The 16081-nt window shown below is 69.8% G+C and carries 18 protein-coding genes; 7 read left to right on the forward strand and 11 right to left on the reverse strand.

Features of this window, described 5'->3' with window-relative positions; genetic code table 11:
- The first annotated feature begins 189 nt into the window (after positions 1 to 189).
- The 4 genes from AC2SGK_RS00955 to AC2SGK_RS00970 all read left to right on the forward strand — a co-directional run bounded on the left by AC2SGK_RS00955 (position 190) and on the right by AC2SGK_RS00970 (position 2915).
- On the forward strand, positions 190 to 1026 hold the full coding sequence (locus tag AC2SGK_RS00955) for a peptidylprolyl isomerase (protein ID WP_488321731.1): 837 nt from the start codon (positions 190 to 192) through the stop codon (positions 1024 to 1026).
- Positions 1026 to 2270, forward strand: a complete 1245-nt coding sequence (argJ, locus tag AC2SGK_RS00960; RefSeq protein ID WP_488321732.1) for a bifunctional glutamate N-acetyltransferase/amino-acid acetyltransferase ArgJ — start codon at positions 1026 to 1028, stop codon at positions 2268 to 2270. The genes AC2SGK_RS00955 and argJ overlap by 1 nt, the downstream gene beginning before the upstream one ends.
- Positions 2267 to 2665: an 8-oxo-dGTP diphosphatase MutT gene (mutT, locus tag AC2SGK_RS00965; protein WP_488321733.1), complete on the forward strand. Its 399-nt coding sequence runs from the start codon at positions 2267 to 2269 to the stop codon at positions 2663 to 2665. Before argJ ends, mutT begins: the two co-directional genes overlap by 4 nt.
- A 121-nt stretch (positions 2666 to 2786) precedes the next feature.
- Positions 2787 to 2915, forward strand: coding sequence for a hypothetical protein (locus tag AC2SGK_RS00970; RefSeq protein WP_411838421.1), 129 nt, complete (start codon positions 2787 to 2789; stop codon positions 2913 to 2915).
- Between the two features lie 177 nt (positions 2916 to 3092).
- On the opposite strand, the gene infB is transcribed toward AC2SGK_RS00970, so the two are convergent.
- The 6 genes from infB to pip form a co-directional block, all read right to left on the reverse strand.
- Positions 3093 to 5651 (reverse strand): translation initiation factor IF-2, encoded by a 2559-nt coding sequence (gene infB / locus AC2SGK_RS00975; protein ID WP_488321734.1) that lies wholly within the window; start codon positions 5649 to 5651, stop codon positions 3093 to 3095.
- 8 nt (positions 5652 to 5659) lie between these two features.
- Positions 5660 to 6283 carry an RNA-binding protein gene (locus AC2SGK_RS00980; RefSeq protein WP_488321735.1) on the reverse strand — a complete coding sequence of 208 codons (624 nt, stop codon included), beginning with the start codon at positions 6281 to 6283 and terminating at the stop codon, positions 5660 to 5662.
- Positions 6284 to 6306: 23 nt separating this feature from the next.
- Positions 6307 to 7992: a transcription termination factor NusA gene (gene nusA / locus AC2SGK_RS00985; RefSeq protein ID WP_488321736.1), complete on the reverse strand. Its 1686-nt coding sequence runs from the start codon at positions 7990 to 7992 to the stop codon at positions 6307 to 6309.
- A gap of 3 nt (positions 7993 to 7995) precedes the next feature.
- The gene (gene rimP, locus AC2SGK_RS00990) at positions 7996 to 8673 is read right to left on the reverse strand and encodes a ribosome maturation factor RimP (protein WP_488321737.1); all 678 of its coding nucleotides are present in this window, start codon (positions 8671 to 8673) and stop codon (positions 7996 to 7998) included.
- Positions 8674 to 8819: 146 nt separating this feature from the next.
- Complete coding sequence (gene tspO / locus AC2SGK_RS00995) at positions 8820 to 9275, reverse strand: tryptophan-rich sensory protein TspO (RefSeq protein WP_488321738.1); 456 nt, start codon at positions 9273 to 9275, stop codon at positions 8820 to 8822.
- Positions 9272 to 10264 carry a prolyl aminopeptidase gene (gene pip / locus AC2SGK_RS01000; RefSeq protein ID WP_488321888.1) on the reverse strand — a complete coding sequence of 331 codons (993 nt, stop codon included), beginning with the start codon at positions 10262 to 10264 and terminating at the stop codon, positions 9272 to 9274. Before pip ends, tspO begins: the two co-directional genes overlap by 4 nt.
- Before the next feature lie 49 nt (positions 10265 to 10313).
- Between pip and ubiG the strand changes: the two genes are divergently transcribed.
- On the forward strand, positions 10314 to 11054 hold the full coding sequence (ubiG, locus tag AC2SGK_RS01005) for a bifunctional 2-polyprenyl-6-hydroxyphenol methylase/3-demethylubiquinol 3-O-methyltransferase UbiG (RefSeq protein ID WP_488321739.1): 741 nt from the start codon (positions 10314 to 10316) through the stop codon (positions 11052 to 11054).
- A 3-nt stretch (positions 11055 to 11057) separates the two neighbouring features.
- Here ubiG and AC2SGK_RS01010 read toward each other — a convergent pair whose 3' ends face one another.
- The 4 genes from AC2SGK_RS01010 to AC2SGK_RS01025 are packed head-to-tail and all read right to left on the reverse strand — an operon-like array spanning position 11058 to position 13427.
- On the reverse strand, positions 11058 to 11549 hold the full coding sequence (locus AC2SGK_RS01010; protein WP_488321740.1) for a MarR family winged helix-turn-helix transcriptional regulator: 492 nt from the start codon (positions 11547 to 11549) through the stop codon (positions 11058 to 11060).
- Positions 11524 to 12393 carry a carbon-nitrogen hydrolase family protein gene (locus tag AC2SGK_RS01015; RefSeq protein ID WP_488321889.1) on the reverse strand — a complete coding sequence of 290 codons (870 nt, stop codon included), beginning with the start codon at positions 12391 to 12393 and terminating at the stop codon, positions 11524 to 11526. The genes AC2SGK_RS01010 and AC2SGK_RS01015 overlap by 26 nt, the downstream gene beginning before the upstream one ends.
- Positions 12394 to 12401: 8 nt before the next feature.
- Entirely contained in the window at positions 12402 to 12665 is a 264-nt protein-coding gene (gene grxC / locus AC2SGK_RS01020) for a glutaredoxin 3 (protein ID WP_488321890.1), read from the reverse strand.
- A 27-nt stretch (positions 12666 to 12692) separates the two neighbouring features.
- Entirely contained in the window at positions 12693 to 13427 is a 735-nt protein-coding gene (locus AC2SGK_RS01025; protein WP_488321741.1) for a ComF family protein, read from the reverse strand.
- A gap of 31 nt (positions 13428 to 13458) precedes the next feature.
- Here AC2SGK_RS01025 and AC2SGK_RS01030 point away from each other — a divergent pair, with 31 nt between their 5' ends.
- Together AC2SGK_RS01030 and hemH are read left to right on the forward strand one after the other, a co-directional pair.
- Positions 13459 to 14313: a class I SAM-dependent methyltransferase gene (locus AC2SGK_RS01030; protein ID WP_488321742.1), complete on the forward strand. Its 855-nt coding sequence runs from the start codon at positions 13459 to 13461 to the stop codon at positions 14311 to 14313.
- Positions 14310 to 15350: a ferrochelatase gene (gene hemH / locus AC2SGK_RS01035; protein WP_488321743.1), complete on the forward strand. Its 1041-nt coding sequence runs from the start codon at positions 14310 to 14312 to the stop codon at positions 15348 to 15350. The genes AC2SGK_RS01030 and hemH overlap by 4 nt, the downstream gene beginning before the upstream one ends.
- A 54-nt stretch (positions 15351 to 15404) precedes the next feature.
- On the opposite strand, the gene AC2SGK_RS01040 is transcribed toward hemH, so the two are convergent.
- Positions 15405 to 16022: a L,D-transpeptidase gene (locus tag AC2SGK_RS01040; RefSeq protein ID WP_488321744.1), complete on the reverse strand. Its 618-nt coding sequence runs from the start codon at positions 16020 to 16022 to the stop codon at positions 15405 to 15407.
- Positions 16023 to 16081 lie beyond the last annotated feature (59 nt).

Consider the following 16081-nt stretch of genomic DNA (forward strand, 5'->3'; position numbering starts at 1 on the left):
CGTTGTTGGGAAAGGCACGTTCGCTGCGGCCCACTTGCCCGCACCGGCCGCATTGCCGTATCAGGGGCCTGAACGAACGCGGCGGCGGCGCCTTCCACGGAGTTGGCTTGGATGTAGGCCCCGCCCGCCTGACTGTCAATGTTGGCCCGGCCCGGCAGCGGGCGCGCCGCCCCATGCAAAGGACCCTCCATGACCCGATCGATCCTGCTGGCCGCCGCCCTGATCGGGGCGCCGATGGCCGCCGCGCCCGCCCTTGCCCAGGACGCCGACCAGGTCGTCGCCACCGTGGACGGGCAGGAGATCACCCTAGGCCAGATGATCGTCATGAAGCAGTCGATCCAGGACCCGGCCATGGCCGAGATGCCCGACCAGGCGCTGTGGGACCTGATGCTGGACCAGCTGATCCGCCAGACCGCCGTCGCGGCCTCGGCGACCGAGGATGCCGGCGTGCGCGCCCAGCTGGAACTGCAGCGCCGCAACACGCTGGCCAGCGCCGCCGTCTCGCAGATCGCCGCGACCGACCCGACCGATGCCGAGCTGCAGGCGACCTATGACCGGCTGTTCCAGGACGCGGGCAGCGTCACCGAGTACAACGCCGCCCATATCCTGGTCGACAGCCAAGAGAAGGCCGCCGAGCTGAAGGCCGAGGTCGAGGGCGGCGCCGATTTCGGCGACGTGGCCGAGGCGAACTCGACCGGTCCCTCGGGTCCGAACCGCGGCGATCTGGGCTGGTTCGCCGCCGACCAGATGGTGCCGCCCTTCGCCGAGGCCGTGGCCGAGCTGGAGCCGGGCCAGATCAGCGACCCGGTCGAGACCGAGTTCGGCTGGCACGTCATCAAGCTGAACGAGACCCGCCTGCGCGAGGCGCCCCCGCTGGCCGAGGTCCGCGACCAGATCAGCCAGATGGTCCTGCGCGAGAAGGTCGAGGCCGAGATCGCCCGCCTGGTCGAGGAAGCCGACGTGCAGAAGACCGAAGGGCTGGACCCCGCACGGCTGAACGACGCCGCCCTGCTGGAGGCCGAGTGATGGGCAAGGCCGGGCTTCCCGTCTCGCCCCTGGCGCCCGCGCGCTTTCCCGACCTGCCCGTAATCGCGGGCGTCGATTTCGCCAGCGCCGCCGCCGGGATCAAGTATCAGGGCCGCACCGACGTCACGCTGATCCGCATCGCGCCGCGCAGCACCGTGGCCGGGGCCTTCACCCGCTCCTCGACCCGCGCGGCCTGCGTGCTGGACAACCAGGCCAAGCTGGCGCAGGGGGGCGACGCGCCCCAGGGCGCGGCGATCCTGATCAATTCCGGCAATGCCAACGCCTTCACCGGCGCGCGGGGCCAGCAGTCGGTCGATGCCGTCTGCGCCGCCGTGGCCGGCGCGCTGGACCTGCCGCAGGGGCGGGTCTTCACCTCCTCGACCGGCGTCATCGGAGAGCCGCTGCCGCATGAGCGGATCGTGGCCATCGTGGACGACCTGGCCCGCGGCCTGGACGCGGGCGGCATCGCCGACGCGGCCCGCGCGATCATGACCACCGACACCTTCCCCAAGGGCGCCTTCGCGACCCTGCCCGACGGCACCCGCATCGCGGGCATCGCCAAGGGGTCGGGGATGATCGCGCCCGACATGGCGACGATGCTGGTCTATCTGTTCACCGACGCGGCCGTCCCGGCGGGCGTGCTGCAGCAGGCCCTGTCCTCGGGGCTGGACGCGACCTTCAACGCGATCACGGTGGACAGCGACACCTCGACCTCGGACGCGCTGATCCTGGCCGCGACCGGGCAGGGCGCGGGCGCGCCGATCACGGATCTGGAGGGCGATGCGGGCCGCGCCTTCGTGACCGCGCTGCATGGCGTGATGCGCGACCTGGCCCATCAGGTCGTCCGCGACGGCGAGGGCGCGACCAAGTTCGTCGAGATCGCCGTGACCGGTGCCGCCGATGAGGTCGACGCGCATCGCGTGGCCATGGCCATCGCCAATTCGCCGCTGGTCAAGACCGCCATCGCCGGAGAGGACGCCAATTGGGGCCGCATCGTCGCGGCCGTGGGCAAGTCGGGCGCCCAGGCCGACCGCGACCGGCTGCGCATCGCCTTCGGCGACATGGTCCTGGCGCGCGACGGCTGGCGCGACCCGGATTACGACGAAGCCGCCGCCAGCGCCTACATGAAGAACCAGGAGCTGCGGATCGGCGTCGATCTGGGGCTGGGGCAGGGCGCGCGGACGGTGTGGACCTGCGATCTGACGCATGGCTACATCGACATCAACGCGGATTACCGGTCGTGAAGACGATCCTCGTCTCGGCCGTGGCGCTGATCGATCCCGACGGGCGCGTGCTTCTGGCACAGCGCCCGGAGGGCAAGTCGATGGCCGGGCTGTGGGAGTTTCCCGGCGGCAAGGTCGAACCCGGCGAGACCCCCGAGGCTGCGCTGATCCGCGAGCTTGAGGAGGAACTTGGCATCCGCACCTGGAACAGCTGCCTTGCGCCCCTGACCTTCGCCAGTCACAGCTATGACACATTCCACCTGCTGATGCCGGTCTTTGCCTGTCGGCGGTGGGAGGGAATCGTCCAGCCGCGCGAGGGGCAGGCCTTGGCCTGGGTCCGGGCGCGCGATTTGCGCGATTACCCCATGCCGGCCGCCGATATTCCGCTGATTCCGGCCCTGCAGATGTGGCTTTGATGTCGCGACGGGCGATGCGTCGTTGCAAAACTGCGCAAAAAGTTCCATGTAGATTATGTTGCGAACGATTTTTTAACCATTTCATGACTTACTTTGTATCGGGCACAGAGGAGGGCTTGACATGATTCGCACGATTTCCATCGGAAGCTACATCTCAATCCAGGGACTGTTCGAAGGCGCGACCACGGATGGCAACATCCTTGTCCGCGTGGGCAACCGCACCTTCGAGGGCAAGCCGGTCGGCCGCTGAGCGGAGAAGACGCGGCGCACATCCACGCCGCGTCGGACCGTCATGATCGTTTCGGGAAAAGGGGTGGCCTCGGGGCCACCCCTTTTTCGTATCACTCTACACCCTGCGCCCCCGGGCATGAAAAGGCCGGACGATGCGCGTGGCACCGCCCGGCCGGTCGTTCCGGTCGAGAGGGGGTCAGAGCGTGCGCTCGACCTCCTCGCGCTCGAAGATCTCGATGACGTCGCCGGGGCGAACATCGTCGTAGTTCTCGAAGGCCATGCCGCACTCTTGGCCGGACTGGACTTCCTTGACCTCGTCCTTGAAGCGCTTGAGCGTCTTCAGCGTGCCCTCGTGGATCACCACGTTGTCGCGCAGCAGGCGGACGCCGGCGGACCGGCGGGCGACGCCCTCGGTGACCAGACAGCCGGCGACCTTGCCGATCCCGGTGACCTTGAAGACCTCCTTGATCGTGGCATAGCCGATGAAGTTCTCGCGCACCTCTGCCGAGAGCAGGCCCGAGGCCGCCGCCTTGATGTCGTCCACCAGGTCGTAGATGATCGAGTAGTAGCGGATCTCGACCCCCTTCTGGTTGGCGGCATTGCGGGCCGGGGCGTTGGCGCGGACGTTGAAGCCGATGACCGGCGCGTTCGACGCCTCGGCCAGGCCGATGTCGGATTCGGTGATCGCGCCGACGCCATAGTGCAGCACGCGCACGCGGACCTCGTCGTTGCCGACCTTCTCCAGCGCCTGCACGATCGCCTCGGCCGAACCCTGCACGTCGGCCTTCACGACCACGGGCAGCTCGGCCACGTTCACGTCGGCCTTGGCCTTGGCCATCAGCTGCTCCAGCGTCGTCGCGGCACCGGCTGCGGCGCGCTTGTCCTTGGCCTGGGCGATGCGGAACTCGGCGATCTCGCGGGCCTGGGCCTCGGTCTCGACCACGTTCAGCACGTCACCGGCCTCGGGCGTGCCGTTCAGGCCCAGCACCTCGACGGGGACCGAGGGACCGGCCTCCTCGACGCGCTCGCCCTTGTCGTTGATCAGCGCACGGACCTTGCCCCACTGCTCGCCCACGACGAAGATGTCGCCGCGGCGCAGGGTGCCGTGCTGGACCAGGACGGTGGCCACGGGGCCGCGTCCGACATCCAGCTGCGCCTCGATCACGGCGCCTTGGGCGGCCCGGTTCGGGTTCGCCTTCAGCTCCAGAATCTCGGCCTGCAGGGCGATGGCCTCAAGCAGGTTGTCCAAGCCCTGGCCGGTCTTGGCCGAGACCTCGACATCCTGCACGTCGCCGGACATGGCCTCGACCACGACCTCGTGCTGCAGCAGCGAGGTGCGGACCTTGTTCACGTCGGCGGCGGGCTTGTCGATCTTGTTGATCGCCACGATCATCGGGACGTTGGCGGCCTTGGCGTGGTTGATCGCCTCGACGGTCTGCGGCATCACGGCGTCATCGGCGGCCACGACCAGCACGACGATGTCGGTGACCTGGGCGCCGCGGGCGCGCATCGAGGTGAAGGCCGCGTGCCCCGGCGTGTCCAGGAAGGACAGGACTGCGCCGCTTTCGGTCGTCACCTGATAGGCGCCGATGTGCTGGGTGATGCCCCCGGCCTCGCCCGACACCACATTGGCGTTGCGGATCGCGTCCAGAAGCGAGGTCTTGCCGTGGTCCACATGGCCCATGATCGTGATGATCGGCGGGCGCGACTGCATGTCCTCGTCGCGGTCATCGACGGAGTCGATCACCTGCTCGACGTCGCTGTCGCTGACGCGCAGGACCTTGTGGCCGAATTCCTCGATCACCAGCTCGGCGGTGTCGGCGTCGATGGGCTGGTTGGCGGTGACCATCATGCCCATCTTCATCAGCGTCTTGACCACGTCGGCGGCGCGCTCGGCCATGCGGTTGGCCAGCTCTTGGACGACGATGGTCTCGGGCAGGCGAACCTCGCGGACCTGCTTCTCGGCGCGGACCGACTGGCCCATGGCCTTCTGGCGGGTCCGCTCCTGCTTGCGCTTCATCGCGGCCATGCTGCGCTGGCGGCCGCCTTCGCCGTTCAGCGCCTGGTTCAGCGACAGCTTGCCGCCGCGGCGGTTGTCGTCGGTCTTGGCCTTGGCCGCCTTGTCGCGGTCGGGACGGTCGGCGGCGCGGTCGGGCTTGCGCGCGACCCCGGTCGACACGCCCTTGGTCTCGGCGCGCGCGGCGGCGGCCTCGATCGCGGCCTGATCGGGTGCGGCGGGCTTGGCGGCGCCGGCCGAAGGCTTCGGACGCTCCTGGCGCGGCTCGGCCTTGCGGCGGGCCTCGTCGGCGGCGTCCTGGATGGCGTTCGCCTCGGCAATCGCCTTGGCCTTCAGGGCCTCCTCGCGCTCGCGCTCCTCGCGGGCCTTGGCCTCGATCTCGGCACGGCGGCGCTCACGCTCCTCCTCGCGGGCCTTCTCCTCGGCGGCGCGGCGGGCGATGTCGTCGGCCTCGCGCGCCTTGGCGGCGGCCAGCGCCTTCAGGCGGCGCTCCATCTCGGCATCCGAGATGCCGGCCGGGCGCTTGGACGGATCGCCAGCCATGCGTGCGGTCAGCGGGTTCTTCTCTTTCTGTGCATCGGTCATCTGCGTGGCGCCCGGCTTGGGCACCACGACGCGCTTGCGTTTGGTTTCGACGACGACGCTTTTGGTGCGGCCGTGGCTGAAGCTTTGCTTGACCTGGCCTGAACGGCCAGCGCCGCCAAGACCCAGGGGGGTTTTTCCGTCTTTGTCGCTCATGTGCGTCTTCATTCCTTCCCGACAGCCGTATTGCCGTCGTCATGCCCGCGCAGACCCGTCAGTCTGCCGGCTTCCAAGATCACCTTGTCCGTCAGGCCACCCTTCGCAAGCGCGCCGTGTATGACATGATCGCGCCCAAAGGACAAACCCAATTCTGATGCGGTCAGGCAGCCGAACCAGCGTCCGCCCGTGGGCGTCCACAGCTTGCCCTTGCCGCGTTCCGAGCCGTCCGAGGCCTGCAGCAGCACCTTGGCGCGGCCCTCGGCCAGCCAGCCCTTGACCTTCTCGAAGCCGGCCACCGCGCCACCCGACTTCCGCGTCAGCGAGATCAGGTCCACCAGCCGGCGCGCCACGCCCGCCTCGACCAACGCGGCCAGATCAGGGTCGACCTGGACGGGCTGTCGGGCCGCGCGGCTGAACAGGTTGCGGGCCACCGCCTTCTGCAGCGCGGCCCGGTCGGCCGCCACCCAGATGCCGCGGCCCGGCAGCTTCTCGGCCAGGTCGGGGACGACCTGACCGTCGGGGCCGATCACGAAGCGGATCAGCCCGCGCTTTGGTTGCACCTCGCCGGTGGCGATGCACCGGCGTTCCGGGTCGTCGTCCCGGTCCTTGTCACGTCCACCGCGGCTCAAGCTGTTGTACCCATCCGGGGCGATCAGGCCCCGGCCTCCTCGTTGTCGTCCTCGTCCAGACCGTCTTCCGCATCCGCGCCGTCCAGCTCGGTCGGATCGACCCAGCCCAGCAGCACGCGCGCGGTCATGACCATGGTCTGCGCGTCCTCGAGGCTGACGCCATGCGGCTCCAGCAGGCCCTCGTCCTTGACGCGCTGTCCGTTCACGCTGGTCCAGCCACCGGCCAGTTCCCAATCCGCGCAGGTCGCGAAATCTTCCAGCGTCTTCACGCCATCCTTGGCCAGCGCCTCCACCATCTGGGGAGTGAGACCCTCGAATTCAATGAGGCTGTCCTCGGCGCCAAGCGCACGCGCGGCCTCCAGGGCCTCGCGGTTCTTGGCCTCCAGCACGTCGCGGGCGCGGGCCTGCAGCTCGGCCGCGGTGCCCTCGTCCACGCCGTCGATGCTCAGCAGCTCGTCCTGGTCGACATAGGCGACCTCCTCCAGGTTGGTGAACCCTTCGGCCACCAGCAGCTGGGCGAAGAACTCGTCCAGGTCCAGCGCCTCCATGAACAGCGCGGTGCGGGTGTTGAACTCGGCCTGACGACGCTTGGATTCCTCCTCGTCGGTCAGGATGTCGATGTCGAGGCCCGTCAGCTGGCTGGCCAGGCGCACGTTCTGGCCGCGACGGCCGATGGCCAGCGACAGCTGCTCGTCGGGGACGACGACCTCGATCTTGTTGGCCTCCTCGTCGAAGACGACCTTGCTGACCTCGGCGGGCTGCAGCGCGTTGACCAGGAAGGTGGCCTGGTCCTCGTTCCACGGGATGATGTCGATCTTCTCGCCCTGCAGCTCGCCCACGACGGCCTGGACGCGGCTGCCGCGCATGCCGACGCAGGCGCCGACCGGGTCGATGCTGCCGTCGTTGCTGATGACCGCGATCTTGGCGCGCGAACCGGGGTCGCGGGCCACGGCCTTGATCTCGATCACGCCGTCATAGATCTCGGGGACCTCCATCTTGAACAGCTCGGCCATGAACTGCGGGTCGGTGCGCGACAGGAAGATCTGGGGCCCGCGCGTCTCGCGGCGCACGTCCTTGACATAGGCGCGGATGCGGTCGTTGGGGCGATAGCTCTCGCGGCCGATCTTCTCGTTGCGGCGCAGGATGGCCTCGCCGCGGCCCACGTCCACGATGATGTTGCCGTATTCCTCGCGCTTGACGACGCCGTTGATGATGGTGCCGGCGCGGTCCTTGAACTCCTCGTACTGGCGGTCGCGCTCGGCCTCGCGGACGCGCTGCAGGATGACCTGCTTGGCCGATTGCGCGGCGATCCGGCCCAGCTCGACCGGCGGCACCTGTTCGTGGAACGTGTCGCCGACCTGCGGGCGGGCGGCAAAGTCCTCGATGCGCTGGCCGTCGCGGATCCAGGCGTTGGCCGGGTCCTTCTGGCGCTCGAAATAGGGGCGGGCCTGTTCGGCGGTGAACTCGGCCTGATAGTTCTCGACCGCGTCATCGGCGACGACGGTGCGGACGCGGGTGAAGGTGGCGTTGCCGGTCTTGCGGTCGATCCGGACCCGGATGTCCATCTCGGCGCCGTAGCGCGACTTGGCGGCGCGGGCCAGGCTGTCCTCCATCGCCTCGATGACCAACTCGGGCTCGATCATCTTCTCGCGGGCGACGGCTTCGGCCGTCTGCAGCAGTTCCAGCTGGTTGGCAGAGGTGATCGCCATCACTCACTCCTTGGGTTCGGCGCCGTCGGCGGCCGTGGTGTCGTCGGTTTCGATCGCGTCGAAGGCGGATTCGTCCAGGTTGTCGATCTCGACCCCGGCATCCTTCTTCTGGCGCAGCATCTCGCGGATCAGCTCGTCGGTCAGGACCAGCTTGGCATCGGCCAGAAGGTCGAACTCCAGGCCGATCGTGTGGGTCTGGCCCTGATCCTCGATGTTGATCAGGACCTCGGCCCCCTCGACCCCGGCCAGGGTGCCCTTGAACCGCTTGCGCCCGTCGATGGGCTGGTTCAGGTCCAGGCGCGCCTCGTAGCCCTCGAAGGTCGCGAAGTCCTTCAGCCGGGTCAGGGGGCGGTCGATGCCGGGGCTGGAGACCTCCAGGTGATAGTTGTCCTCGATCGGGTCCTCGACATCCAGCGTGGCACTGACCGCAGTCGAGATGTCGGCGCAGTCGTCCACGTTGATGCCGCCCTCGGGGCGGTCGGCCATGATCTGCAGCGTCGCGGTCTTGCCGCCCTGCAGGCGGATGCGGACCAGTTCGAAGCCCAGATCCTCGATCACCGGGGCGATGATCTCGGCCAGGCGGCGGTCGATCGCGGTCTTGGCGATCAGGTCGTTCGAGGCCGGCAGGGCGCGGTCGTGGTCCCGGTCGGCGGGCCGGTCGTCGGGCAGGTCGCTGGACATGAGATCCTCTCGGACATGAAAAAGGGGCCGTCAGCGGGCCCCATGCGGAAGTTCCGGTGGGCAGGGTTTGGACGCCTGCACCGCTGTTGAGTGGCGATATAGAGCGGGGCGGCCGCGAATGCAAGCCTTTCGCGCCGCGCCCGCCCTCAGCCCGCCCGGTTGTCGCGCCAGATCCGCCAGTTCAGCGCGGAGGCCACCCCCAGCCAGGCCAGATAGGGCAGCAGCATCAGCCCCGCCCATCCGTCCAGCGACGCGAAGGCCCAGGCCATCGCCGCCACCGTGACCAGCAGCGCGGCCATCACGACCATGGCCAGGCCCATGCGCCGCGCCCCGAAGAAGACCGGCGTCCACAGCGTGTTCAGCGCGATCTGCGCCGACCACAGCGCCAGCGCCATCCCCGCGCCGGGCAGGACCGCGACGCGCGCGGCGGCCAGCGCCGACAGCAGGTAGATCACCGTCCAGGCCACCGGAAAGGCCCAGTTCGGCGGCGTGAAGCCGGGCTTGCGCAGTCCCGCATACCAGGCGCCGGGGCGAAAGATCATGCCGGTCGCCGCCGCCGCGACGCTGGCCAGCAGGAAGATCGGGAACAGGCCCAGGGTCATCGGTCGGTCTTTCGGCTGCGGTCCTCGTCGCGGATCGAATCCATGACGGCGGCCAGTTCGGCGGTGATGCGCGGTTCCGACAGGGCATGCCCCGAGGCCGGGACCAGCCGCAGATCGGCCTTCTCCCAGCCCTGCGCCAGCCGCCAGGCGCTGTCGGGCGGGCAGACCATGTCATAGCGGCCCTGCACGATGATCGCGGGCAGATGCTCGATCCGCGCGCGTTCGCGCAGCAGCTGACCCTCCTCGAGGAAGCAGCCGTGGCGGAAATAGTGATTCTCAAGCCGGGCGAAGGCGCGGGCGTAATCGGCCGGGGCGTGCCCGCCGGGGCCAGACTGCAGCCCGGCCAGCGCGTTCTCCCACATCAGCCAGGGCTGCGCATAGCGGGTCTGGCGGTCGATGTCGGCATCGAACAGCCGCGCGTGATAGGCGGCGATCATGTCGTGGCGTTCGGATGGCGGGATCGGCTCCTGAAAGCGCGCCCAGAGGTCGGGGAAGAACCGCGCCGCGCCGCCGCCGTAGAACCAGTCCAGCTCCTCGCGCATGCCCAGGAAGACCCCGCGCAGGACCAGCCCGGTGACATGGTCGGGATGCGCCTCGGCATAGGCCAAAGCCAGCGTCGCGCCCCAGCTGCCCCCGAACAGCAGCCAGCGGTCGATGCCCAGATGCGCGCGGATCAGGGCGATGTCGGCGATCAGGTCGGCGGTGGTGTTCGCCTCGACCGAGGCGGTCGGGCGCGAGCGTCCGCAGCCGCGCTGGTCGAACAGCACGATGCGGTAATGGTCGGGATCGAAGAAGCGCCGCATGTAGGGGCTGCACCCGCCGCCGGGGCCGCCATGCAGCACCAGGACCGGGCGGCCCTGCGGGTTGCCGCATTCCTCGACATAGAGGACATGGCCCGCGCCGACCTCCAGCATGTGGCGCGCATGGGGTTCGACCGCCGGGTGCAGGCGGCCATGTGACGCGGAGATTTGTCCTGCCAATCGGTCCATCCTGTCACTATAAGCACAGACGACGCCGCCCGCCAGAAGGACCGCCCCCATGATCACCCCCAGCAGCATCGACCAGGCCGAGATCGCCAAGTTCGAGGCGATGGCCGCCGAATGGTGGGACCCGAACGGCAAGTTCCGGCCCCTGCACCGGATGAACCCGCTGCGGCTGGACTACATCGCCGACCAGATCGCGGCCGAGTTCGGGCGCGACCGGCGGTCGCTGCGCCCCTTCGCGGGGCTGGAGGTGCTGGACATCGGCTGCGGCGGCGGGCTGGCCAGCGAGCCGATGGCGCGTCTTGGCGCGACTGTCACCGGGGCGGACGCGACCGAGGTCAACATCGCCGTGGCCCGCGCCCATGCCGCGCAGCAGGGGCTGGAGATCGACTATCGCGCGACCACGGCCGAGGCGCTGCTGGCCACCGATGCGCGCTTCGACGTGGTTCTGGCACTGGAGATCGTGGAGCATGTGGCCGACCCAGCCTCCTTCGTGGCGACCTGCCGCGAGCTGCTGAAGCCGGGAGGCCTGCTGATCCTGACCACGCTGAACCGCACGGGGCGCAGCTTCGCCGCCGCCATCGTCGGCGCGGAATGGGTGCTGCGCTGGCTGCCGCGCGGCACGCATGACTGGCGCCGCTTCATCACCCCGGAGGAGCTGGCCGCCCACGCCCGCGCCGCCGGGCTGACCGAGGCCGACCGCCGCGGCATGGTCTTCAACCCGCTGACCGGCGGCTGGTCGCTGTCGGATCGCGACCTGGCCGTGAACTATGCGATGGTGACGCGGCGGGCGTGACGCTCAGCTGCGCGGCGGATCGACCTCGAGGCGGCGGCGCAGCTCACGCAGGACGGGCAGGGCGCCGCGCACGCGTTTGTCCCCGATGTCGCGCACGACGCCCGCGATCAGCGGCATGAAGGCCGCGATGGCCTGATCGCGCGCCGCGCGCCCGGCGGTGCTGATCGACACGAACTTGCGCCGCGCATCGTCCCAATCGGGGCGGATATGGACATGGCCCGCCCATTCCAGCCGCGCCAGCGTGTTCGTCATCGCCCCCCGCGTGACGTGGAAGGCCGCGGCCAGCTGGGCGGGGGTGCGTTCCTCGTTCACATGGGCCAAGAGGTTCAGGACCGAGAAATGCGAGATCTGCATGCCGCGCGGCAGCGCGCGTCCGATCAGGTTGCGCGACAGCTGTTCGGCGATCAGCACCTCGGCGAACAGGCTTGCGGCCAGCCGGTCCGTCGACCGGGGGTCGGGGGCGGTCTTGTCAGGGTCGGTCGCGGGTCGTGTCATGGCCTTCCGGGGCCGCGAAGGGCCGGTCATGGGTGAGCGAGGGGATGCGGGACCGTGCCTCATCCACCGCCGAAAGGTCAAGGGAAGCAATGCTGAGACCCGGCGTCACGCCGCCATCGGCCAGCACCCGCCCCCAGGGGTCCACCACCAGCGACCGGCCGTAACTGACCCGCGGCGGCCGGTCGGGGGCGTGGGGTGCGGGATGGGTCCCGCATTGCGCGGGCGCCAGGACAAAGCAGCCGGTCTCGATCGCGCGGGCGCGCAGCAGCACCTCCCAATGGGCGGCGCCGGTCACCGGATGGAAGGCCGACGGCACCGTCAGCACCCGCGCCCCCGCCTGCGCCAGCGCCCGGTAGAGCTGCGGAAAGCGCAGGTCATAGCAGACCGTCATCCCGACCGGCACCCCGTCCACCTGCGCCAGCACCGTCCGGTCGCCGGGGCGATAGGCGGCGCTTTCGCGGAAGGACTGGCCACCGCCCAGATCGACGTCGAACATGTGCAGCTTGTCATAGCGCGCGGCGATGCCGCCGTCGGGCGCGATCAGCAGGCTGCGATTGGCAAAGCGGCCGTCGGCATCCTCCGTGGCCAGGGCCAGCGACCCCGCCAGGACCCAGATGCCCAGGGCCCGCGCCTCGGCCCGCAGCGCGGCCAGGGTGCTGTCCTGATCCTCGGGCCGCAGGATCAGGGCCTGCCGCGCGCGGTCGGGCGACAGCAGGTTCGTGGCCTCGGGCGTCAGCACCCACCGCGCGCCCTGGGCGGCGGCCTGCCGGATCAGGTCCAGCGTCCGGCCCAGATGGGCCGCCGGATCGTCGCCGACCGTCAGCTGCACCAGCCCGACGGTCAGCGTGGCCGTCATGCCGCGCCCTTCAGCAGCGGGTCCAGCTTGCCCGCACGCTCCAGCGCGTAGAGGTCGTCGCAGCCGCCGACATGGGTGCTGCCCACGAAGATCTGCGGCACGGTGCGCTTGCCGTTCGCGCGGCGGGTCATCGCGTCGCGCAGCGACGGCTCGGCGCCCACGTCGATATCCTTGTAGGCGACGCCCTTGCTGTCCAGGAGCTGCTTGGCGCGGATGCAGAAGGGGCAGGTGCGGGTGGTGTAGATCTCGATGCTCATGATCGTCCTTTCAGGTCGTCCGGCCCCTATCTAGTCATCCTTGACCGCGCGTGCCAGAACCGCGACCGAGACCGGCCCCGACCCCGCCGCCAGAAGCGCCAGCGCCGCCGCGTGGATCGTCGCCCCCGAGGCCATCACGTCATCGACCAGCAGGACCGGCCGCCCCGCCACCGCCGCCACATGGCGCGGATGCACGGCCAGCGCGTCCTGCTGATTGGCGTAGCGCTCGGCCATGCCGCGATGCTCCTGCATGGGCGTGTGGCGGCGGCGGAGCAGCAGGTCGGCGCGATGCTCCAGCCCCAGCCCGCGCGCCATGCGGCCCGAGATCTGCGCCGACTGGTTGTACTTGCGCCGCGCCAGCCGCCGCAAATGCAGCGGGATCGGCGCCACGATCATGCCGGGCACGACCAGCGGCCGCGCCGCCTGCGCCAGCCAGTCGGCCATCGGCGGCGCCAGGTCCAGCCGGTCGCCATGCTTCAGCGCCAGGATCAGCCGCCGCGCGGTGCCGGCATAGACCATCGCCGCCCGCCCCCGCGACCACGGCCGCACCGCCGCCAGGCAGTCGTCGCAGACCAGCACCTGCGCCGCGCCAGTGCCGTCATCGGGCAGCGGCGCCCCGCAGCAGTCGCAGCAGGCGCCTTCGATGAACGCGGCCTCGGGCCAGCAGTCGGCGCAGAGATGCACCGCCCCCGCGCCGCCATCCGCGACCCCCGCCCCGCAGGACAGGCATTGGGGCGGATAGAACAGCCGCAGCGCGGCTTTCATCGCCCCCGAAAGCATCCTATGTTCCCCGATCATGACCGATCCCGCATCCCCCCGTCCGGCCCTGACGGACCGCACCGCCCTGATCCGCCAGCGCGACCGCGCCCGGCGCGCGGGCCTGGCCGACCTGTTCCACCAGATCGCCGCCGACGAGATCCAGGATAGGCTGGCCGAGGTTAACAGAACCTTTACGGACCCGGCCGTCGTCACCGGTTTTCCTGATCTCTGGGGGCCGCGGTTTCCGGGCGCGCGGGTGGTGGCGGACGAGCCGGTGCTGGACCTCGCGCCGGGCGCGCATGATCTGGTGATCCATGCGCTGTCGCTGCACTGGGCGGACGATCCGGTGGGGCAGCTGGTCCAGTCGGCCCGCGCGCTGCGCCCCGACGGGCTGTTCATCGGCGTGATGTTCGGCGGCCAGACCCTGGCCGAACCGCGCGCCGCCTTGGCCCGCGCCGAGGCCCAGATCACCGGCGGCCTGTCGCCGCGCATCCTGCCCATGGCCGAGATCCGCGATCTGGGCGGGCTTCTGTCGCGCGCGGGGCTGGCCCTGCCGGTCGCGGACCTGCTGCCGCAGCGGGCCAGCTATCGCGACCTGATCCATCTGGGCCGCGACCTGCGCGCGATGGGCGAGGGCAATGCCCTGGCCGCCCGGCTGCGCCATCCGACCCGCCGCGCCGTCCTGGCGCGCGCCGCGGCGATCCTGGCCCAGGACAGCCCCGACCGCGACGATCCGTCCCGTGTCGCCGTCAGCTTCGATCTGGTTTTTCTGACGGGCTGGGCGCCGTCCGACAGCCAGCCCCGCCCGCTGCGCCCCGGATCGGCCCAGAAGTCGCTGGCCGATGCCCTGGCCGAACTCAGCAAAGACACCCCGAGGAAGCAGACCCCATGAGACCCACCCACGCCCCCGCCGACCACCCCGCGGTCAAGCCGGCCAAGACCGGCATCCTGATCGCGAATCTGGGCACGCCGGACGGCTATGACTACTGGTCCATGCGGCGCTATCTGAACGAGTTCCTGTCGGACCGCCGGGTCATCGACATCAACCGCCTGATCTGGCAGCCGCTGCTGCAGGGGGTGATCCTGACCAAGCGGCCCTTCACCTCGGGCGCGAACTACAAGTCGATCTGGAATCACGAGGCGAATGAGAGCCCGCTGATGACCATCACCAAGTCGCAGACCCGCGCGCTGGCCGAACTGGCCCATGCCGAATGGGGCGATCAGGTGATGGTCGACTTCTGCATGCGCTACGGCAATCCCTCGACGCAGGACGTGCTGGAGCGGATGGTGCAGGCGGGCTGCCGGCGCATCGTGTTCCTGCCGCTCTATCCGCAATATGCGGGGCCGACCTCGGCCACGGCCAACGACCAGCTGTTCCGGGCGCTGATGAAGCAGACCTGGCAGCCCTCGGTGCGGACCGTGGACCCCTATGTGAACCGCCCCGACTACATCAAGGCGCTGGCCGACAGCGTGCGCCGGGCGCTGGACGGCAAGGTGCCGGGCAAGCTGGTCGCCAGCTATCACGGCATGCCGAAGCGCTATCTGATGCAGGGCGACCCCTATCACTGCCAGTGCCAGAAGACCTCGCGGCTGCTGCGCGAGGAGCTGGGCTGGCCCGAGGGGATCATCGACACGACCTTCCAGTCGGTCTTCGGCCGCGAGGAATGGCTGCGCCCCTACACGGTCGAGCATGTGGCCGAGCTGGCGCGTCAGGGCCATACCGACATCGCGGTGATCTCTCCGGCCTTCTCCTCGGACTGCATCGAGACGCTGGAGGAGATCAACGGAGAGATCCGCGAGGCCTTCGAGGAGGCCGGCGGCCATCACTTCCAGTACATCCCCTGCCTGAACGACGATCCCGCCCATATCCGCGTCATGCTGGAGATCGTGCGCGACAACATCCAGGGCTGGGTCGAACCCCGCGCCTGACGCCCGCCGCATCAAGGCAAAGGGCCTCGCCGGGGGCCCTTTGCCCGTGCCGAGTCAGAGGACCAGCACCTGCGTGCCGACCTTGGTCAGGCTGAAGAGTTCGGCGATGTGCTCATTGTAAAGCCCGATGCAGCCGTTCGACGACCGGCGCCCGATCTTGCGCGTGTCATGCGTGCCGTGGATGCGATAGTACTGCCAGGTCAGCCACAGCGCATGCGTGCCCATCGGGTTGTCGGGGCCGGCGGGCATGAAGTCGGGCCAGTCGGGGTTGCGCTGCTTCATCTCGGGGGTCGGGGTCCAGGTGGGACCCTCGACCTTCTTGATGATCTCGGTCCGGCCGGTGCGCGTCAGCTCCGAGCTGACCGGGATCGAGCTGGGATAGACGCGATAGGTGTTGCCGTCCTCGGACCAGAAATGCACGGCGCGCGAGGTCAGGTCGCACAGCACCGCGCCATTGGTCAGGTTCTGGAAATGCGGCCGCCAGTCCTGACCGCGGAAGCTGGAGATGTTGTGCTGCGGTCCGGTATTGGCGGGTGCCGGAGCGGCGGGAACGGGCATTCCGGTCGCCGGGTCGTATTGCTGGCCCAGGGCGGGCAGGGCGATCGCCGCCGCCCCGAGGGCTGCGGCCGACCCCAGAAAGGCGCGGCGGTTGACGAAAGGCGAAGGGCTCATCGGCTCGGGTCCTCGGGCTGCGATCCCCGCTTCTGTCGGGCGGGGTGATGTCGGGGGCC

The organism is Paracoccus sp. NIOT.M2S5SZ12 (genome assembly GCF_057748165.1).